At 63.9% G+C, this 19,476-nt stretch carries 15 protein-coding genes; 10 read left to right on the top strand and 5 right to left on the bottom strand.

Features of this window, described 5'->3' with window-relative positions; all coding sequences use genetic code 11:
- From N5C91_RS22755 to N5C91_RS22735, 5 genes are all read left to right on the top strand, one after another.
- Positions 1–969, top strand: a 969-nt coding sequence (locus N5C91_RS22755) for a HAMP domain-containing methyl-accepting chemotaxis protein (protein ID WP_279832150.1), incomplete at its 5' end; no start/stop codon positions are given.
- Positions 970–1,916: 947 nt separating this feature from the next.
- Complete coding sequence (locus tag N5C91_RS22750; protein ID WP_279832148.1) at positions 1,917–3,581, top strand: acyl-CoA synthetase; 1,665 nt, start codon at positions 1,917–1,919, stop codon at positions 3,579–3,581.
- Between the two features lie 18 nt (positions 3,582–3,599).
- Positions 3,600–4,370 (top strand): 3-hydroxyacyl-CoA dehydrogenase, encoded by a 771-nt coding sequence (locus N5C91_RS22745; RefSeq protein WP_279832146.1) that lies wholly within the window; start codon positions 3,600–3,602, stop codon positions 4,368–4,370.
- Positions 4,371–4,383: 13 nt separating this feature from the next.
- Positions 4,384–5,568 carry an acetyl-CoA C-acyltransferase gene (locus N5C91_RS22740; RefSeq protein ID WP_279832143.1) on the top strand — a complete coding sequence of 395 codons (1,185 nt, stop codon included), beginning with the start codon at positions 4,384–4,386 and terminating at the stop codon, positions 5,566–5,568.
- A gap of 10 nt (positions 5,569–5,578) precedes the next feature.
- Positions 5,579–6,706, top strand: coding sequence for an acyl-CoA dehydrogenase family protein (locus N5C91_RS22735; protein WP_236199846.1), 1,128 nt, complete (start codon positions 5,579–5,581; stop codon positions 6,704–6,706).
- Between the two features lie 265 nt (positions 6,707–6,971).
- Here N5C91_RS22735 and N5C91_RS22730 read toward each other — a convergent pair whose 3' ends face one another.
- Positions 6,972–7,904, bottom strand: coding sequence for a LysR family transcriptional regulator (locus N5C91_RS22730; protein WP_024765514.1), 933 nt, complete (start codon positions 7,902–7,904; stop codon positions 6,972–6,974).
- A 166-nt stretch (positions 7,905–8,070) separates the two neighbouring features.
- Here N5C91_RS22730 and N5C91_RS22725 point away from each other — a divergent pair, with 166 nt between their 5' ends.
- The gene (locus tag N5C91_RS22725; protein ID WP_236174608.1) at positions 8,071–9,300 is read left to right on the top strand and encodes an acyl-CoA dehydrogenase; all 1,230 of its coding nucleotides are present in this window, start codon (positions 8,071–8,073) and stop codon (positions 9,298–9,300) included.
- A gap of 218 nt (positions 9,301–9,518) precedes the next feature.
- Here N5C91_RS22725 and N5C91_RS22720 read toward each other — a convergent pair whose 3' ends face one another.
- The 3 genes from N5C91_RS22720 to N5C91_RS22710 form a co-directional block, all read right to left on the bottom strand.
- Positions 9,519–9,719 (bottom strand): hypothetical protein, encoded by a 201-nt coding sequence (locus tag N5C91_RS22720; RefSeq protein ID WP_236174609.1) that lies wholly within the window; start codon positions 9,717–9,719, stop codon positions 9,519–9,521.
- Positions 9,685–10,728 (bottom strand): TerC family protein, encoded by a 1,044-nt coding sequence (locus N5C91_RS22715; protein ID WP_279832139.1) that lies wholly within the window; start codon positions 10,726–10,728, stop codon positions 9,685–9,687. The genes N5C91_RS22720 and N5C91_RS22715 overlap by 35 nt, the downstream gene beginning before the upstream one ends.
- Before the next feature lie 201 nt (positions 10,729–10,929).
- A complete protein-coding gene (locus tag N5C91_RS22710) occupies positions 10,930–12,312 on the bottom strand; it encodes a phosphate ABC transporter substrate-binding/OmpA family protein (RefSeq protein WP_279832136.1) in 1,383 nt (460 codons plus the stop codon).
- A 197-nt stretch (positions 12,313–12,509) separates the two neighbouring features.
- Here N5C91_RS22710 and N5C91_RS22705 point away from each other — a divergent pair, with 197 nt between their 5' ends.
- The 4 genes from N5C91_RS22705 (at position 12,510) to N5C91_RS22690 (ending at position 18,464) form a co-directional block, all read left to right on the top strand.
- On the top strand, positions 12,510–12,752 hold the full coding sequence (locus N5C91_RS22705) for a hypothetical protein (RefSeq protein ID WP_279832133.1): 243 nt from the start codon (positions 12,510–12,512) through the stop codon (positions 12,750–12,752).
- Between the two features lie 152 nt (positions 12,753–12,904).
- The gene (locus tag N5C91_RS22700; RefSeq protein ID WP_279832131.1) at positions 12,905–15,982 is read left to right on the top strand and encodes a hypothetical protein; all 3,078 of its coding nucleotides are present in this window, start codon (positions 12,905–12,907) and stop codon (positions 15,980–15,982) included.
- A gap of 246 nt (positions 15,983–16,228) precedes the next feature.
- Complete coding sequence (locus N5C91_RS22695) at positions 16,229–16,852, top strand: response regulator transcription factor (protein WP_279832129.1); 624 nt, start codon at positions 16,229–16,231, stop codon at positions 16,850–16,852.
- Positions 16,853–17,159: 307 nt separating this feature from the next.
- On the top strand, positions 17,160–18,464 hold the full coding sequence (locus N5C91_RS22690) for a hypothetical protein (RefSeq protein WP_279832128.1): 1,305 nt from the start codon (positions 17,160–17,162) through the stop codon (positions 18,462–18,464).
- A gap of 84 nt (positions 18,465–18,548) precedes the next feature.
- Here the strand turns inward: N5C91_RS22690 and xthA are convergent, their stop codons facing one another.
- Positions 18,549–19,361, bottom strand: a complete 813-nt coding sequence (gene xthA / locus N5C91_RS22685; RefSeq protein WP_236174615.1) for an exodeoxyribonuclease III — start codon at positions 19,359–19,361, stop codon at positions 18,549–18,551.
- Positions 19,362–19,476 lie beyond the last annotated feature (115 nt).

Genomic DNA, 19,476 nt, shown 5'->3' with positions numbered 1-19,476 from the left:
GCCGCCATGCTGCGCAACATCGCCAGCGGCGAAGGCGACCTGACCAAGCGCCTGGACTACGCCGGCAAGGACGAGCTGGGCGAGCTGGCCGGCTGGTTCAACCGCTTCCTCGACAAGCTGCAGCCGATCATCCGCGACGTGAAATCCTCGGTGCACGACGCCCGCGCCACCGCCGACCAATCCTCGGAAATCGCCAGCCAGACCAGTGCCGGCATGCAGCAGCAGTTCCGCGAAGTCGACCAGGTCGCCACCGCCTCGCAGGAGATGAGCGCCACCGCCCACGACGTCGCCAACAGCGCCGCCATGGCCGCCGATGCCGCCCGCGGCGCCGACGGTGCCACGCGCGATGGCCTCAACGTGATCGACAACACCACCCGCCTGATCGACGAACTGGCCAGCGATATGAGCAGTGCCATGAGCCAGGTGGAAGGTCTGGCGGCGAGCAGCGAGCAGATCGGTTCGGTGCTGGAAGTCATTCGCGGCATCGCCGAGCAGACCAACCTGCTGGCGCTCAACGCCGCCATCGAAGCCGCCCGCGCCGGTGAGGCTGGGCGCGGCTTCGCGGTGGTCGCCGACGAGGTGCGCAACCTCGCCCGGCGCACCCAGGATTCGGTGGAGGAAATCCGCCAGGTCATCGAAGGCCTGCAGAACGGCACCCGCGACGTGGTCGGCGCGATGAGCAACAGCCACCGCCAGGCCCAGGACAGCGTGAGCCAGGTGGAACAGGCCGTCGCCGCACTGAAGCGCATCGGCGATGCGGTCAGCGTGATCACCGACATGAACCTGCAGATCGCCAGCGCCGCCGAGGAACAGAGCGCGGTGGCCGAGGAGATCAACCGCAACGTGGCGGGGATTCGCGACGTCACCGAATCGCTGTCGAGCCAGGCGCAGGAATCGGCGCAGGTCAGCCAATCGCTGAACAAGCTGGCGAACCATCAGCAGGGGTTGATGGATCAGTTCCGCGTGTGACCCTGACCTCCGGAGCTCGGATTTTCCCCTCACCCCAGCCCTGACTGCGCGCCCCGCACTGGGGGGCGAGGGGGCAGCCCGTAGCGGCCGGTGAGGGCGATGCTCTTCCTTCGCCATCGCCAACCGGCTGACGCCGTTCTCTCGTTGCACGCCGAACGGTCCCCTCTCCCTCTGGGAGAGGGTTAGGGTGAGGGCTGATCCGAGTTCGGAAACTTCCCGCCGTAGTGAACGTCCTCCGCGGTCAGCCGATGAGTTCGGCGCCACGGCGGGTTCGCGAGGAAGCTCGCTCCTACAGTCTGGCGCTGGTATTTCCCTGTAGGAGCGAGCTTGCTCGCGAACCGCACGGCACGGCACCGGACGCAGTCTGCCCCCACAGAAGCCTGCCTAAGCTGACCGTCACCCCACCCGCCGCGGCAACTCCACCACCACGCGCAATCCACCCAGTTCTCGGACTTTCCCCTCACCCCAGCCCTGGCTGCGCGCCCCGCACCTGGGGGCGAGGGGGCAGCCCGTAGCGGCCGGTGAGGTCGATGCTCTTCCTGCGCCATCGCCAACCGGCTGACGCCGAACCCACATCGCGCGCCGGACGGTCCCCTCTCCCTCTGGGAGAGGGTTAGGGTGAGGGCTGATCCGAGTTCGGAAACTTTCCGCCGTAGTGAACGTCCTCCGCGATCAGCCGATGAGTTCAGCGCCACGGCGGGTTCGCGAGCAAGCTCGCTCCTACAAAAATCGCACGCTGCAGACCCTGTAGGAGCGAGCTTGCTCGCGAACCGCATGACTCGGTGCCGATCGCGGACGGAGTCCGCTCCTACGCCAACCAATCGTCAGCGCACAGCCCAAGCTGTCCAATCCGCTCATCCAGATTGGCGGCTTTCGACATTGCCCGTGCCTGCGTGCGGCGGGAACATCAGGGGACTCCAACAAGAACAACCCGGGAGTCCCAAGTGATGCGTTCCCATTCCGCCGCCGCTGGCGAGTTCGATTACCGCGCCACCGCCGACGCCACCCTGGCCGGCAACCTCGATGCCCTCAATGCCTGCGTCGAATGCTGCGACCGTCACGCCATTCCCGGCCGTGTCGCGCTGTTCTGGGAGGGCAAGGACGGCGACAGCGCCTCCTACACCTTCAGCCAGCTGAAAGAACTCTCCGCCCGCTTCGCCAGCTTTCTGCACAGCCTCGGCGTGCGTCCCGGCGATGTGGTGTCCGGCATGCTGCCGCGCACCCCGGAACTGCTGATCACCGTGCTCGGCACCTGGCGCCTGGGCGCGGTCTACCAGCCACTGTTTACTGCCTTCGGGCCGAAAGCCATCGAGCATCGCGTGAAGCTGGCCGGCAGCAAGGTGGTGGTGACCGACGGCGCCAACCGCGGCAAGCTCGACGAAGTACCCGACGCGCCCACACAGGTGACCGTCGGCGGGCCGAAGGGACAGGGCATCCGCCATGGCGACTACAGCTTCTGGGCTGAACTGGAACGGCACTCGCCGGACTTCGAACCGGTCCTGCGCAGCGGCGAAGACACCTTCCTGCTGATGTTCACCTCCGGCACCACCGGCCTGGCCAAGCCGCTCGCCGTGCCGCTGAAAGCCATCGTCGCCTTCGTTGGCTACATGCGCGATGCGGTGGGCCTGCGCGAGGAGGATTCGTTCTGGAACCTGGCCGATCCGGGCTGGGCCTACGGCCTCTACTACGGCGTCACCGGGCCGCTGGCCATGGGGCACCCGATCACCTTCTACGAAGGCGCGTTCACGGTGGAGAGCACCTGCCGCATCGTGCGCAAGTACGCCATCACCAACCTGGCGGGCTCGCCTACCGCGTACCGCCTGCTGATCGCTGCTGGCGAGGCGGCATCCAAACCGCTCAAGGGCTGTCTGCGTGCCGTTAGCAGCGCTGGCGAGCCGCTGACGCCGGAAGTCATCCGCTGGTTCGCCAGCGAGCTGGGCGTGACCATCCACGACCACTACGGCCAGACCGAGCTGGGCATGGTGCTGGCCAACCATCACGAACTGCAGCACCCGGTGCACGTCGGCGCTGCCGGCTTCTCCATTCCCGGCCATCGCGTGGTGGTGCTGGACGAGCAGGGCAACGAACTGCCCGCCGGCCAGCCTGGCGTACTTGCCATGGACCGCCAGCGTTCGCCGCTGATGTGGTTCGCCGGCTACCAGGGCATGCAGACCAAGTCCTTTGTTGGCGACTACTACCTGAGTGGCGACACCGTTGAGCTGAACGCCGATGGCAGCATCAGCTTCGTCGGCCGAGCCGATGACCTGATCACCACCTCCGGCTACCGCGTCGGTCCGTTCGACGTGGAAAGCGCGCTGATCGAACACCCGGCAGTGATCGAGGCGGCGGTCATCGGCAAGCCGGACCCGGAGCGCACCGAACTGGTGAAGGCCTTTGTGGTGCTCTGCCCGTCCTACCGGCCGGGCGCGGAGCTGGCCGAGGAACTACAACAGTACGTGCGCAAGCGACTGTCGGCGCACAGCTACCCGCGGGAAGTGGAGTTCGTCGATGAACTGCCCAAGACCCCCAGCGGCAAGATCCAGCGCTTCCTCCTGCGCAACCAGGAGATCGCCAAGCAACGCGAAGCGGCCGAGAAAGCGGCAGCTCACTAAGTACAGCGGAGAGACTTCATGCAGATCCAGAACAAGGTATTCCTGATCACCGGCGGCGGTTCCGGCCTCGGCGCAGCCACCGCGAAACTGCTGGTGAGCGCCGGCGCCAAGGTAGTGCTGGCCGACATCAACGCCGAAGCCGGCGAGGCCCAGGTCGCCGAACTGGGCGAAGCCAATGCACGCTTCATTCGCACCGACGTGTGCAGCGAGGCGGACGGCAAGGCCGCCGTGCAACTTGTCCTCGATGCCTTCGGCGCGCTGCATGGCCTGGCCAACTGCGCGGGCGTGGCGCCGGCGGAGAAAATTATCGGCCGCAACGGTGTGCACGGGCTGGACAGCTTCACCCGCACCATCAACATCAACCTGATCGGCACCTTCAACATGCTGCGCCTGGCCGCCGAAGCCATGGCGCAGAACCAGCCGGACTCCGGTGGTGAGCGCGGCATCATCATCAACACCGCCTCGGTGGCCGCCTTCGACGGGCAGATCGGCCAGGCCGCGTACTCCGCGTCCAAGAGCGCGGTGGTTGGCATGACCCTGCCCATCGCCCGCGAACTGGCGCGCTCGGGCATCCGCGTGATGACCATTGCCCCCGGTATCTTCGAGACGCCGATGATGGCTGCCATGCCCCAGGAAGTGCGCGACTCCCTCGGCGCCAGCGTGCCGTTCCCGCCGCGCCTCGGTCGCCCCGACGAGTACGCCGCGCTGGCCCGCCACATCATCGAGAACAGCATGCTCAACGGCGAAGTGATCCGCCTCGACGGCGCCATCCGCATGGCCGCGAAGTAAGAGGAGACAGCTCATGAACGATCCCATCGTCATTGTCAGCGCCACCCGTACGCCCATGGGCGGCTTCCTCGGCGACTTCAAGGACGTCACCGCCGCTACTCTCGGCGTCGCCGCTATTCGCGCCGCTGTCGAACGGGCTTGCCTGGGCGCCGAAGAGGTGGACGAAGCGGTGCTCGGCTGCGTGCTCTCCGCCGGGCAGGGCCAGGCGCCGGCGCGCCAGGCAGTGCTGGGTGCGGGCCTGGCGCGCGGCACGCCGTGCTCCACGGTGAACAAGATGTGCGGCTCGGGCATGAAGGCGGCGATGATGGCCCACGACGCCATCCTCGCCGGTAGCGCCCGCGTGGCCTTGGCCGGCGGCATGGAAAGCATGTCCAACGCGCCGTACCTGCTGGAGCGCGCCCGCAGCGGCTACCGCATGGGCCACGGCAAGGTGCTTGACCACATGTTCCTCGACGGCCTCGAAGACGCCTACGACAAGGGCCGCCTGATGGGCACCTTCGCCGAGGACTGCGCCGAGAAGTACGGCTTCACCCGCCAGCAGCAGGATGACTACGCCATCGCCTCGCTGACCCGTGCGCAGAAGGCCATGAGCGAAGGCCGCTTCGCCGAGGAAATCGTCGCGCTGAGCGTCAAGGCCGGCAAGGAAACCCGCGAAATCAGCCAGGACGAACAGCCGCCCAAGGCGCGCCCGGACAAGATTCCGACCCTGAAGCCTGCCTTCCGTGACGGCGGCACTGTCACCGCGGCCAACGCCAGCTCCATCTCCGACGGCGCCGCCGCGCTGGTGCTGATGCGCCTGTCCGAAGCCGAGAAACGCGGCCTCACGCCGCTGGCGGCGATCCGTGGCCACTCGTCCTTCGCCGATGCGCCGAACCTGTTCCCGACGGCCCCGGTGGGCGCGGTGAACCGTTTGCTGCAACGCACCGGCTGGGCCATCGGCGATGTCGACCTGTTCGAGGTCAACGAAGCCTTCGCGGTAGTCGCCATGGCCGCCATGCGCGACCTGGATATTCCCCACGACAAGCTCAACGTCCACGGCGGCGCCTGCGCCCTCGGCCACCCGATTGGTGCGTCCGGTGCGCGGGTGATCGTGACCCTGCTGTCGGCGCTCAAGCAGTACGACCTCAAGCGCGGCATCGCCTCGGTGTGCATCGGCGGCGGCGAAGCCACGGCCATTGCGGTCGAGCGCCTGGCCTAAGGAGCCAACCATGATTCCCAGCGAAGAAGACCTCCAGATCCGCGACGTTGCCCGCCAGTTCGCCCAGGAGCGGCTGAAACCCTTCGCCGCCGACTGGGACCGCGAGCACCGTTTCCCCGCCGAAGCCATCAAGGAAATGGCCGATCTCGGCTTCCTCGGCATGCTGGTGGCAGAGCAGTGGGGCGGCGCGCAGACCGGCCACCTGGCCTACGCCATGGCCCTGGAAGAGATCGCCGCCGGCGACGGCGCCTGCTCGACCATCATGAGCGTGCACAACTCGGTGGGCTGCATGCCCATCGCCAAGTTCGGCAACGACGAGCAGAAGCGCCAGTTCCTCGTGCCCCTGGCCCGTGGCGAAATGATCGGCGCCTTTGCCCTGACCGAACCGCAGGCCGGCTCCGACGCCAGCTTCCTGAAGACCCGCGCGCGCCGTGATGGCGATCATTACGTGCTGAACGGCAGCAAGCAGTTCATCACCTCCGGCAGCCATGCCGGCGTGGTGATCGTCTTCGCGGTGACCGATGCGGCGGCCGGCAAGAAGGGCATCAGCGCTTTCATCGTGCCGACCGATACGCCCGGCTACCGCGTGGTGCGCGTGGAGGACAAGCTCGGCCAGCATGCTTCCGATACCTGCCAGATTGCCTTCGATGACGTGCGCATTCCCGCCAGTTACCGGTTGGGCGAGGAAGGGCAGGGTTACGCCATCGCCCTGGCGAACCTGGAAGGCGGGCGTATCGGCATCGCCTCGCAGGCGGTCGGCATGGCTCGTGCGGCGTTCGAGTACGCCCGCGACTATGCCCACGAGCGCGAGACTTTCGGCAAACCGATCATCCAGCATCAGGCGGTGGCTTTTCGCCTCAGCGACATGGCCACCGAGATCGCCGTGGCGCGGCAGATGGTCCACCACGCCGCCAGCCTGCGCGAAGCCGGCCTGCCGTGCCTGACCGAGGCCTCGATGGCCAAGCTGTTCGCCTCGGAAATGGCCGAGCGCGTGTGCTCCGCGGCGATCCAGACCCTGGGCGGTTACGGTTATCTGCAGGATTACCCGGTGGAACGCATCTATCGCGACGTGCGCGTGTGCCAGATCTATGAAGGCACCAGCGACGTGCAGCGACTGGTGATCGCGCGGAGTCTGTAAGGGTTCGCCGGCAGACCCCGGCCTGTTCGTTGGACAGGCACTTCGGCAGGACGGGGTCTGCAGGTGGCTTACCTGGCACTGTTGCTTTGCTGTAGGAGCGAGCTTGCTCGCGAACCGCCCAACGGACGAGTTACCGGCAAGCAATGTTCGCGAGCAAGCTCGCTCCTACAGGTAAGGCGGATGCCGGATTCAGCCTATTGGAGCCACAGATTCGTAGGATGGCGTGGAGCGAAGCGATACCCATCGACAGGTATCGCCCCATAAATCAGGCGCGCTCCGCCGCCTCGCGCGCCTCGCGCGCCGTCACCTGCTGGCACAGCTCGATGATCTGCTCGCGCATCCAGCGGTTGGCCGGGTCCTGGTCGGTGCTTTCGTGCCAGTACAGGTGGGTTTCCAGCTTCGGCACGTCGTTCACCGGCAGGTCGACGAAGTGCAGGCCATGGTGGCGGGCGAAGCGCTCGGGCACGGTGACCACCATGTCGGTCTGCTGCACCACGGTGGACGCCATCAGGTAGTGCTGCGAGCGCAGGGCGATCTTGCGTTGCAGGCCCATCTTGCCCAGCGACAGGTCAACGTAGCCGAGGCCGCTGCGGCGGCTGGAGATCTGGATGTGTGCTACCGACAGGTATTCCTCCAGCGTCACCTTGTCCTTGGCCAGCGCGTGGCCCTGGCGCATGGCGCAGACATAGCGGTCTTCCATCAGCTTGACGTGGCGCACCTGCGGGTCGGTGTTCAACGGTGCATCGACGGCGAAGTCCAGGCGGCCGGCGGCCAGCTCCTTGGTGGTCTCGCGGCGCTTGGAGAGGAAGCTCTCGATGTGCACGTTCGGCGCCTGGCGGCGCAGGCGCTGGAACAGCGGCGGCAGGACGATGGCCTCGGTGAGGTCGGTCATGCTGATGCGGTAGGTCTTGTTCGCCTGGGTCGGGGTGAAGGTGCGGCTTTCCTGTACCGATACGCGCAGCAACTGCAACGCATTGCGCACCGGTCCGATGATGTTCTGCGCCATCGGCGTCGGCACCATGCCCTGGGCGGTGCGCACGAACAGCGGGTCGTTGAAGGTTTCGCGCAGGCGGGCGAGGGCGTTGGAGACGGCGGGCTGGGTAATGCCGACGATCTGTCCGGCGCGGGTCAGGTTGGCTTCGGTGTAGATCGCGTCGAAGACGATGAACAGGTTCAGATCGACCTTGCTGAGGTTCATTACCGGGGCTCCGCTTGTCATTGTTTTGGCCCGATCATACCCGAACCGGCGCCCAGGTCCATATGGGTTATGAATGTTCATCGATTCGGATAATAGGCTGGGTAAATCCTTCCCGCTGTTCTAGCATCACTCCACACAAACAACCGCCGCCAGAAGGTTAGCCCCCATGGATTTCGCTTATTCCGCCAAGGTTCAGGACCTGCGTGAGCGCCTCACCGCGTTCATGGAAGCCAACGTCTATCCCGCCGAGAAGGTGTTCGAGGAGCAAGTGGCCCAGGGTGACCGCTGGCAGCCCACGCAAATCATGGAAGACCTCAAGGTCAAGGCGAAAGCCGAAGGCCTGTGGAACCTGTTCCTGCCCGAGTCGGAACTGGGCGCTGGCCTGACCAACATGGAATACGCACCGCTGGCCGAGATCATGGGCCGCTCGCTGATCGGTTCCGAACCGTTCAACTGCGCAGCTCCCGACACCGGCAACATGGAAGTGCTGGTGCGCTATGGCTCCGAAGAGCACAAGCGCACCTGGCTGGAGCCGCTGCTGCGTGGCGAAATCCGCTCCGCCTTCGCCATGACCGAGCCGGGCGTGGCCTCGTCCGACGCCACCAACATGGAAGCCAACGCGGTTCGCGATGGTGACGAGTGGGTCATCAACGGCCGCAAGTGGTGGACCTCCGGTGCCTGCGACCCGCGCTGCAAGATCATGATCTTCATGGGCCTGACCAATCCGGATGCGCCGCGTCACCAGCAGCACTCGATGATCCTGGTGCCCACTGACGCCCCCGGCGTGAAGATCCTTCGTCCGCTGCCGGTGTTCGGCTACGACGACGCTCCGCACGGCCACGCCGAAGTGCTGTTCGAGAATGTCCGCGTGCCTTACGAGAACGTCCTGCTCGGCGAAGGCCGCGGCTTCGAGATCGCCCAGGGCCGCCTCGGCCCAGGCCGTATCCACCACTGCATGCGCTCCATCGGCATGGCCGAGCGCGCGCTGGAACTGATGTGCAAGCGCTCCGTCAGCCGCACCGCCTTCGGCAAGCCGCTGGCTCGCCTGGGTGGCAACATCGACCACATCGCCAACTCGCGCATCGAGATCAACCAGGCTCGCCTGCTGACTCTCAATGCCGCCTACATGATGGACAAGGCCGGCAACAAGTTTGCCCAGAGCGAGATTGCCCAGATCAAGGTCGTCGCGCCCAACGTCGCCCTGCAGGTGATCGACCGCGCCATCCAGATGCATGGTGGCGCCGGCGTTTCCAACGACTTCCCGCTGGCCTACTGGTATGCCATGCAGCGCACCCTGCGCCTGGCCGACGGCCCGGACGAGGTGCACCGTGCGGCCATCGGCAAGTACGAGATCGGCAAGTACGTGCCCAAGGATGCTCTGCGCAGCAGCCGCTGATCGTTAGTCCCCAATAAAAAGGCCCGCTGATGCGGGCCTTTTTCATTCCGGGAGCATGGTGCTTTTTGTAGGAGCGGACTCCGTCCGCGATGTGCATCGGGCCGGCTCGTAGCTGCCGGAAACCCATCGCGGACGGAGTCCGCTCCTACGCTCGCTTTCAAGCGCTGGTAGTGCTCGACTCACAATGAACAAGGCCAGCTTGCGCTGGCCCTGTTCATTCACTGCTGTGGAGAGGGGTCTGGTCCGTCGGCCATTGCCCTCTGCTCGATCAGCCACTCGCGCCGTGTGTGCAACTGGGCGGCGAAGGCGCGTGCGGCAGCCTCATGGGGGAAGCGCAGGGCACGACGACCGAGACGGACCTGCCAATAGGCCCGGCCGCGAAACTCAACGGCTTCGATCCTCACCTCCAGCGCTTGCATGGATGCTCTCCTGGCTGACGATTTCCAGCGGCTCCTCGCTGGTTCTGCGGGTCTTGAGCAAGGATAGCAGTATGCCACCCGCCAAAAGGCCGAAGGTTACGCCAAGCGACAGGGCCGCGGGAACCTTGCCGATGAATCCATGCAGGAAAATCTTCGTACCGATGAACACCAGCACCAGCGCCAGGGCGTACTTCAGGTAGACGAAGCGGTGGATCATCGCCGCCAGCGAGAAGTACAGGGCGCGCAGGCCGAGGATCGCGAAGATGTTCGAGGTGTAGACGATGAAAGGGTCCTGAGTGATGGCGAAGATCGCCGGCACGCTGTCCACGGCGAATACCAGGTCGGCGATTTCGATCAGGATCAGCGCCAGGAACAGCGGGGTGGCGTAGCGCACCAGCTTGCCCGAGGCGTCCGGTATCTTCACGAAGAAGTGGTGCTCGTGGATGGTGTCGGTCATGCGGATGCGCTTGCGCAGGAACTTCAGCACCGGATTGTTCGCCAGGTCCGGCTCGGCATCATGTTTGCTGAACAGCATCTTCACGCCGCTGAACAGCAGGAAGGCGCCGAATACGTACATGATCCACTCGAATTCCTTCACCAGCGCGGCGCCCAGGCCGATCATCAGCGCGCGCATGACGATGGCGCCGAGGATGCCCCAGAACAGCACCTGGTGCTGGTAGCGGCGAGGAATGCCGAAGAAGCCGAAGATCATCGCCATGACGAACACGTTGTCCATCGATAGCGACTGTTCGACGAGGAAACCGGTGTAGTACTCCACCGCGCTGGTGGCCCCGAACTCGTACCAGACCCAGCCACCGAAGGCCAGGCCGCAGGCGAAGTAGCCGGCAGAGAGCATCAGGCTCTCGCGCACGCCGATCTCGTGGTGATCGCGTTGCAGGACGCCCAGGTCGAGTACGAGGAGAAGAATCACGATGGCCAGGAAGGCCAGCCAGAACCAGGTGGCGGTTCCGAGGAATGGTTCGGTCAAAAAGGCGTGCAGAGCTGTCATTTGGCCCCTCCCTTAGTGTCGTTGTCGAAAAGTGACTCCGACATGGCGGTTGGCAACCGTCAGAGGGGCCCGGCGTCACTGGCGGGAAAATAGCAGAGCGCCCGGCAGAGACAAGCGAAGGAACGTAACAAGTTCCTACAGTAATTCCAGACCGGGCGGTATGCGTCCTTCAGACAGTCTAGACGCTGACCGCCAGAGGGATCAGTAGACCCAGACTTCGACGCGGCGATTCTTCACCCGACCGTCGTTATCGCTGTTGGCCGCCACCGGCAGGGCGTCGCCCATGCCGCTGATCTCGCGAAACATCACGCCTTCCTTCGCCAGTTCACGGCGCACGGCCATGGCCCGCAACTTGGAGAGCAGTTCGGCGCGGGCTGGGTCCTGTTTCGGATCGCCGAAACCGACCAGCACGGCCTGCTTGTTCATCTTGCCGTTCTGCTGAAGGTAGGCGAGCAGGCGGTCGATATCGCGTTGCGCCTTGTTATCCAGGGTGGCGCTGCCTTCGCGGAAGCGGAAGTTCACCGACAGGCGCTCGGCGTCACGCGCCAGGGCCTGGTAGTTCTCCGGCATGCTGGCCCGTGGAGCCATCTTCACCGCCTGCACACGCTGGCCGACGAAACCGCTGGCGCTGACCAGGGCCTGGCCCTTGTCGCCCTGGGCGAACTGCAGCAGGGCGCGGGCCCAGCGGTTCGGCTCTTCCGGTTTCATGTAGAGGAACAGGCGGCGCGACAGCGGGTAATCCTCGGTGGCGATCAGCGTGGTCGAGGGCGGCATTGCCTGGGAGTCGCCGTCGGCGATGCGCAGCGCCTTGGCTTTCTGCACGGACGACAGGCCGACGAAACCGATGCCCTGCGGGTCCTTGCTCACCTCGGCGGACAACTGGTCGCTGGACTCGTAGCGCTGGACGCCGCCGGCCAGCGCCTTGCCGTGGCTGGCCAGCACCAGCTCCTTGAAGGTATCGAAGGTGCCGGAGTTGTCGTCGCGGGCGTACAGATGGATCGCACCGCCGCGACCACCCAGTTCTTCCCAGGTCTTCACTTCACCGGAGAAGATTCGCGCGAGGCTGTCGGTGGTCAGTTCATCCAGCACGTTGGCCGGGTTGACGATGATCGCCAGGCCATCAATGCCGATCACCTGCTCGGCCTTGGCGCTGCGCAGGTTGCCTGACGCCGATAGGCCCGCGACCTCGGCGTCCTTGATCGGGCGCGAGGCGGCCGCCAGTTCGGCGCTGTTGTCCTTCAGGGCGACGAAACCGGTGCTGGAACCGTGGGCCGCCAGGTCGATGATGGCCTCCTTGCCTTCCTGGGTGCGGCCGATGATGCGCTGTTCGTTCTCTGCCTTGCCTGGCTTGGCACTGACGTCGCTGTAGCCCTCGCTGACCAGCAGTCCCTTCACCAGTTCGGGCAGCAAGTGTGCACCGATGGTGTTGGAGCCCTGGATGCGCAGCACCGGCTCACCACCCTGGGACGAGGGCAGGGCGGCGAATGCCGACCAGGGGAACGCGTAGCAGATGAACGCGATGGTGAGCCAGGCGATGGTGACGGGCCAGGGTTGGGCATCGCTGGGGCTCGACTTGTACTGCATGAGTCAACTTCCATTTGAGGCATCGTTGGCGCGGCAGATTAAGTCGAAATCATTGCATCGATATGACGCTTGCCCATGCGCCAGAGCGGTTGCCGTTGTCTTCGGAGATGACTGGTGGATTGCGGGAGATTTCTGATTTCCGCGTCTGCTAGTCATCGCTATACAGGTCGCCTCACCTTGATATGCAGGAGCCTGGAATGGGCGGCCTCGTCGATTTTGCTTCGGTGCTGATCAAGCTGGTCATCATCCTGTTGGTCGCCTTGATGTCCGGCACGCTGCTTGTGCTCCCGGATACGGCCATGGAACTCGCTCCCACGATGCTTCTGCTGGTCGTGCCGCTGTTCGTGTTGACCATCGTGCTGGACCTGATGGGGGCCTCCCAACGCTCATCGGAGCTCGGGGGCGTGCTGAAGGTATTGCGGCAACCACGTCGAAGCTGACGGTGGGTGAGGCGTAAGCGGTGTCGCACCGCTCGCTGTGAGTGGCCGCGAATAGGAAAAATCCTGCGGTGCATCAGGGGAACCTGATAACGCCGTTGCCATGGCCAAGAGAAACTTGCGCCGTTTCGAACTGCACCCGCCGGAAGATAACCATGAGTTCACTCCACAGCGCCTCCAGGCCAGCCGAGGCCGGCGCCGAGCATCGCGTCAAGCTGATCCCGCTCGCCGTCCACAATGCCATGGCACCCAGCTGGGGGCGTCCATGGCGCAGGCGATCACTGAGCCTGCCGACGCCTCGGGGCATGACGTTCCGGAAAATCGAACTGCCAATGGCGTCGCTGCGGTCATGGCTGAACCTGCTATCCCAGGCAGGGATGCTGGCGCGCCGTCCAAAGCCTTTGCGGCTTTCGGTCCCGTTCGGAGATGACGACGAGGCTCCCAGAGATATCGTCGATCTTGGACTCGAACTGTCCACGGACATGATCCTGGACTTCGCCCAGCTCGCGCGGATGAGCAAGTCTCGAAGCGGCGAAGAGGACGCAGCAGCTGAGGTCCGGGAAACACCTGCTGTGCAAGATCCGGAGCCACTCGGAGCCGCCGCAGGGCGCCACGATGACGATACGCCGGCGGTAGGCGCAGAAGAGTCCGTCGCGCTGGATTCCGTTGATGAGGACTTTCTCGGTCTGCGTGTGGCCGCGGAGGCGAATGGCGCCACTCCAACGGTGGACGAGCCGAGATCGAGCGGGGCTGTTGGGTCGCCTGCAGTGCAGGCTGAGCCTGAACATGGCCCTGCGCTGACGGACTCCATTCCTGCTCAGCCGCCTGCAGCAGATGCTTCGACGCTCGTGGCCGTGAGCGAAGCGGCAGCTACAGGGCTGATCGAGCTGCCTGCGGCGGAGGAGGAAATCTCGTTCAATCTGCAGGAAGTGGAGTTCCTGGAATTACCCGCTGCGGCTGGGGCGGCAGCGTCGGTGTCTGCCGAGTCGGAGCAGGAGCCGGCGAGAGCATTGCAAGCTGATGCACAGGAAGCCTCGCCATTGCTCGAGGCTGTCGAGCCTTTCATTCCGGATGTGGTTGAGCCACCTGCAGAGGAGCAGGCGGAAGCCCCGGTGGCCATTGTGCTGACGGAGGCGGAAGCTCTCGGCTCTGTCGAACAAAGCGTTCCGGAAATCGAAAAGCAAGTCGAGCCGGAACTGACGGAGCCTCTGGAAGTCGCTGCGCAAACGGCCCATCCATCGCTTGAGGTTTTCGGGCCGTTTGTTCCGGAGGCAGCAGAGCCATCCGAACCGGAGCAGGTGCAAGCGCCAATAGCCAATGCATTGGAAGAGCATGAAGTTCTGGCTCCTGTCGAGCAAAGCGCCCCGGAAGTTGTGGAGTCTGTGCAGCCGGCGCTACCGGAGTCCCAGGAAGTCGCTGCGCACGCGGCCCATCCATCGCTCGAGATTTTCGGGCCGTTTGTTCCTGATGCAGCAGAGCCATCCGAACCGGAGCAGGTGCAAGCGCCAATAGCCAATGCATTGGAGGAGCATGAAGTTCTGGCTCCTGTCGAACAAAGCGCCCCGGAAGTCGCGGAGCCTGGGGAGCCGGCGCTACCGGAGTCCCTGGAAGTCGCTGCTCAAGCAGTCCTGCCAGCACTCGATATCGTCGAGCCATTTGCTCCGGAGGCAGTCGAGCCCCCCGAACAGGAGCCGGTGGAAGCGACGGTAGACACTGCGTTGGAGATGCCAGAAGTTCCGGACCATATCGAACAAAGCGTCGCGGAAGTTGTAGAGCGTGCCGAACCGGAACAGCTGGAATCGCCGGCAGTCGCTGCACAAACGGCGCCGCCAGCACTCGACGTTGTCGAGCCTTTCATTGCGGAGGCAATGGAGCAGCCTGCCCCGGAGCCGGTGCAACCCCTGCTGGCCGTTGCGTTAAAAGAGCTGGAGGCTTTTGCCGAACAAAGCGCCCCGGAAATCCTGGAGCCTGTCGAGCCGGAGCCGCTGGAATCCCTGGAGGTCGCTGCTCAGGCCACCCCGCCAGTGGTCGAGATTGTCGAGCTGTTTGTCCCGGAGGTTGTGGAGCCATCCGAGCTGGAGCAGGCGCAAGCGCTGAATGTCGTTGCGCAGCCGCAGCCAGAGGAACAGGAGGCTGCCGAGCAGTCGGTTCTATCGACGGTGGAGAATTTCGTGCCCGCCTCGACGGAAGGCGCTGAACCGCAGGCGAGCGGTGTGCCAGAGACCGATATGCAATGGGAGCCGGTAGAGCCAATCCAGCAGCCAGAGCTGACGGTGTTCGAACCCTTGGAGGTTGAGCTGGCTCCGAGCGGAATTTCCAGTGCCGATTGTGAAACCGATGAATTCTTCGAACCCATGATTTCCGGCTTGGCAGATACGTTGGCGGTACTGGCTGCTACCGGTCATGACTTGTCCCGCGAGGAAGTCCTGGTTACGACGTTGGATGAGGCGAAAGTGTCTTCCGCAGCGAACGCGGTTGCCGCTCAGCGGGCAGGCGACAGCAACCCTGAGGCGGCGGCGCTTCAGGGAATATTGATCCAGAAGGAATCTGAAATGACCGAAATGCAAGACACCGTGGTACCTCAGGCCGATATGAAGGGCAGCGCCATTCCAATTACCTCGATGGAGTTGCAGGAGGTTGCAGCTGCGCTGAGCGTTCCCCAGCTCGAGGCGGACCCCGACGATGTTCTGTCCGATGTCCAGAACACCCTCAATTCGCTTGCCGGGATGGCCCAGGGCCTGACTCACCAGAAGCAGGCGGCAGGCCGGCTGCAGGAAGAGTTGGAGGAATGGAACATCCAACTGCAGGAGCGCGAGCGTCTTGCCGGCGACAAGGAAGAGCGCCTGTTGCAATTGGAGAATCATCTCAAACAGGCCAAGACCAACCTCGATCGCATGGCCGCCGAGAACAATCGCCTGCTGGCGGAGCGTAGCGAAGCACTCAAGGAGCTGGCGCAGACCGTTGACCTGCGTGACAAGACCACGGTCAAGCGCGCCGAGTCCGTCCAGCTCGAGCAGCAGCGTATCGACGAGCAACTCGGCGCCCTGCGTAGTCGCGCCTTCGAACTGGACGAGCGTGAAAGTGCTCTCAAGCGCAAGACCGAGGAGTTGGCGGTACGCCTCAAGAACCTGCAGAGCGCCAAGGACAAGTTCAGCACCATCGTGAAGAGTTTCAACGAAACCGTGCAGTTCAACAGCACCTTGTCCGCCATTTCCAAGTCTGTAACCGAGTGAGTTCGGTGGCCGATAAGTCGCGAGACGAATCGGCCGACCTTATCCTCCGGGGCAGGAGCTGGCGCAGGAGACATTGCCGAGACATGGAGTTGTCCGGCGATGTCATTCCGCCCGGCTCCATTCGTCGCCACTGCAAGCTGTCGCGGAAACACCGAGCGATTGGCTGACGGGCGATGTCACGTTGATTCACGGCGGACGATCCAGCCCGCAAACAGTAACAGCGAGGCCTTTGCAACAGGGAGTAACATGGCCCGTATCGTACTCGTCGACCCTTCCCGACGTGATTTCGTCACCTTGCGTCGATTCCTGCACGCTGGCGGCCATCAGTGCGACCTGCACTTCAAGTTCGCCCGGCAGGCGCTGAGCAATTTGAGCGTAAGCGATTGCGATCTATTGCTGGTTACGCTCGAGCTACCGGATATCCATGGGCTGGAGCTCGTGGCAATGCTTCGGCGTGGCGGTCAATTGAAATCCTCTACTCCTGTGCTGGTCTGCTCCAGCCTGGGTACGTCGCTGAATATCCAGCATGCCATTCGCAGCGGGGTTTCAGGCTTTCTGCTGATGGATGATCGTCCGAACCTGATCGGGCGCGCCGTGGATGCCGTCCTGGCGGGCGGCACGATATTTCCCGAGCACCGGCAAGTGCTGGTTGACGAGGACCCCAGGGTGAAGTCCGCTCTGGTTTTCCCAACGCACCTGATCGCCGTACTGCACGGGTTGCGCCGCGGATGCTCGGTAGCGTTATTGGCGGAGCACCTGTCGTTGTCGGGGGCGAGCGTCGGGCAGCACAAGCGTCAGTTGATGCGCAAGCTGGACGCCAATTCGCTGGACGATCTGTTCCGCATCAGCGAAGAAATCGGATTGCTGTAGGGGCGGGCACCCCTTTCTCCAGGCTGGCACCCTCGCCATGCTCAGCTCCGTTGCGGATAGCTGAAGTTGTCCGTTGGCCTGCCGGCAGAATTCAGAGCGGCTTGCATAGTTTTCCTTCGATTGCGCCGGAATTTACTGACATTCACGTGAGTGCCGCCCTGTAAGAATTCGTTCTGCAACCTGCTCTGCACCAGCGAACCCATGCAGCAGCAGGACAACCCGAACACCCGACCATTGGCGCACTTCGATATGTCGAACCGTGCGGGGGGTTGGAGTGAGGTCGATCATCCTCAGGGCAGGACGTTTCATGACATCAGATACGAAGCAGTTCGAAGGACAAGAGGATCACGAAGCACTTGCCGCGAGTGCATCCGAACCGTCCGAACAGACAGACATGTCCTCTTCATCCGATCGAGGAACCGAGCGCAAGACTCCACTGTCTCGTCTGGCGAACGCTGTGTCTCTTCGTGCCAAGGGCGCTTCACGCCCCCATTTGTCAACGGGGTACATCCCGATCAATACGAAGGCCAGCGCTGCGCAGAGCACTAGCCAAGTGGCTGCTGCGGGTGAAGTCGGCAATCCGCCGCATGCTGGGCAGGACGATTCGATGGCAGTGCTTGCAGCAACGGAGCCTGTCGGTGATGTACCGGTAACAGGGGCGCCAGTTCTCGAAGCATTCGAATTGCTCGAAAGAGACCTGATCGAACTCGCGTCGGCGTGCTCGGACCTGGGCTCCGGCTCCGAACAGTCCGACCACGGTGGTGTTGCAGAGCCCGGTCTGAAGGTTTCATCGCCAGACCCGACGATAGCTCCCGCGGCGCCTCAGCCAGCGAGCGGCAGGTATGGCCCCTCTCGAACCGTCCCGGCTGACACCACAGCCGCTTCAATCTTCAGCCAATCGCTTCCGCCAGTTTCCCACTCTTCCTACGAGGAACCCTCCACCATGAACGCTTCAGACCAACTCCAGCAGGAAAAAGCCAGCTCCAGTGCCTCGCTTGCGCGGGCGTCGGCGGAACCTGCGTTCCAGTCTTCCGTCATGGAGACCGATGGCGTACTGCACGACGTACAGTCCACCCTCGACTCTCTGGCAGGCATGGCTCACGGCCTGTCTCAACAGAAGATGGAAGTCGTGAAGATGCGCGAGGCGCTCGACGAGCGTCGCCAGGCCACCATCGAACGCGAGCGTCAGTTGGCTGAGCGGGAAGATCGCCTGGCCCAGATGGAGCAGCGCCTGCAGGAAGAGAAGTATGATATCGAGCGCGTTGCCGAGCAGAACTCTGCCGTACTCGCCGAGCGCAGCAGTGCTCTGCAAGCGCTTGCGGAAACCGTTGATAGCCGCGACCGAGCCACCAGCAAGCGCGCCGAGGTCCTGAATCAGGAGCAGCAGGGGATTGAGCGCCAGCTGAACCAGATGCGCGCCCGCATCCAGGAGCTGGATGACCGCGAAGCCGGCCTGCAGCGGCAGGGAACTGAACTGGCCGATCGCTTCAAGCAATTGCTCGATGCCAAGGAGCGCTTCGGTGTGATCGTCAAGGGCTTCAACGAGACTGTACGATTCAACACGACCTACAGTGCAATCAGCAAGTCGGTCACAACCAGCGAAGACGCCTGAGACCGAATCACTCAAGAGGTGGTTCGCCGGCCTCGGCAGCAATGAAAAAGCCCGGCATTGGCCGGGCTTTTTCATTCGAGCGGGTTACTTGAGCTGCAACCAGATCGGTGCGTGGTCCGAGGGTTTTTCCATGCCACGGATGTCGTAGTCCACGCCGGTATCGGCGATGCGCCCGCGCAGCGCTTCGGAGGCGAGGATGACGTCGATGCGCAGGCCACGCTTGGGCGTGTCCTCGAAGCCACGGCTGCGGTAGTCGAACCAGCTGAAACGATCGTCCACGCTTGGGTTCTGCAGGCGGAAGCTGTCCACCAGGCCCCAGCCCTTGAGGCGCGCCAGCCATTCGCGCTCTTCCGGCAGGAAGCTGCACTTGCCGGTCTTCAGCCAGCGCTTGCGGTTCTCCTCGCCGATGCCGATGTCGCAGTCTTCCGGCGAGATATTGATGTCGCCCATCACCACCAGCGGCTGGTCAGGCTGGAAACGGGTTTCCAGCAGGTCCTGCAAGTCGGCGTAGAAGCGCTGCTTGGCCGGGAACTTCAGCGGATGGTCACGGCTCTCGCCCTGCGGGAAGTAGCCGTTCATCACGGTAATCAGTTGCCCTTCGGCATCCTTGAAGGTGCCCCAGATGAAACGGCGCTGTGAGTCCTCGTCGTCATTGGGGAAGCCGCGCTGCAGTTCCAGCGGCTCCTGGCGGGAGAGCAGGGCGACGCCGTAGTGGCCCTTCTGCCCGTGATAGTGCACGTGGTAGCCGAGGGCTTCGATTTCCTCGCGGGGGAACTGTTCGTCGGCGACCTTGGTTTCCTGCAGGCCGATCACGTCCGGCTGGTGGCGCTCGATGATCGCCTGGAGCTGATGGGGACGTGCGCGCAAACCGTTGATATTGAAGGAGACGATTTTCATCCTGGGCGCCCTGGCAAAAGCACGATGCTAGCCCAGGTCGGCCGATCCTGGCGACCCCGGCGAGGCGCTGCTAGGGTTTCGTGGCTGGACCCACAAGCATAAGAAGAACTCACAC

Source organism: Pseudomonas sp. GD03903 (assembly GCF_029840045.1).
In the GTDB taxonomy this organism is placed as follows: Bacteria; Pseudomonadota; Gammaproteobacteria; order Pseudomonadales; family Pseudomonadaceae; genus Pseudomonas; species Pseudomonas pseudonitroreducens.
Note: the sequence above shows the minus strand (reverse complement) of the source record. Positions and strands in the feature narration are given on the sequence as shown.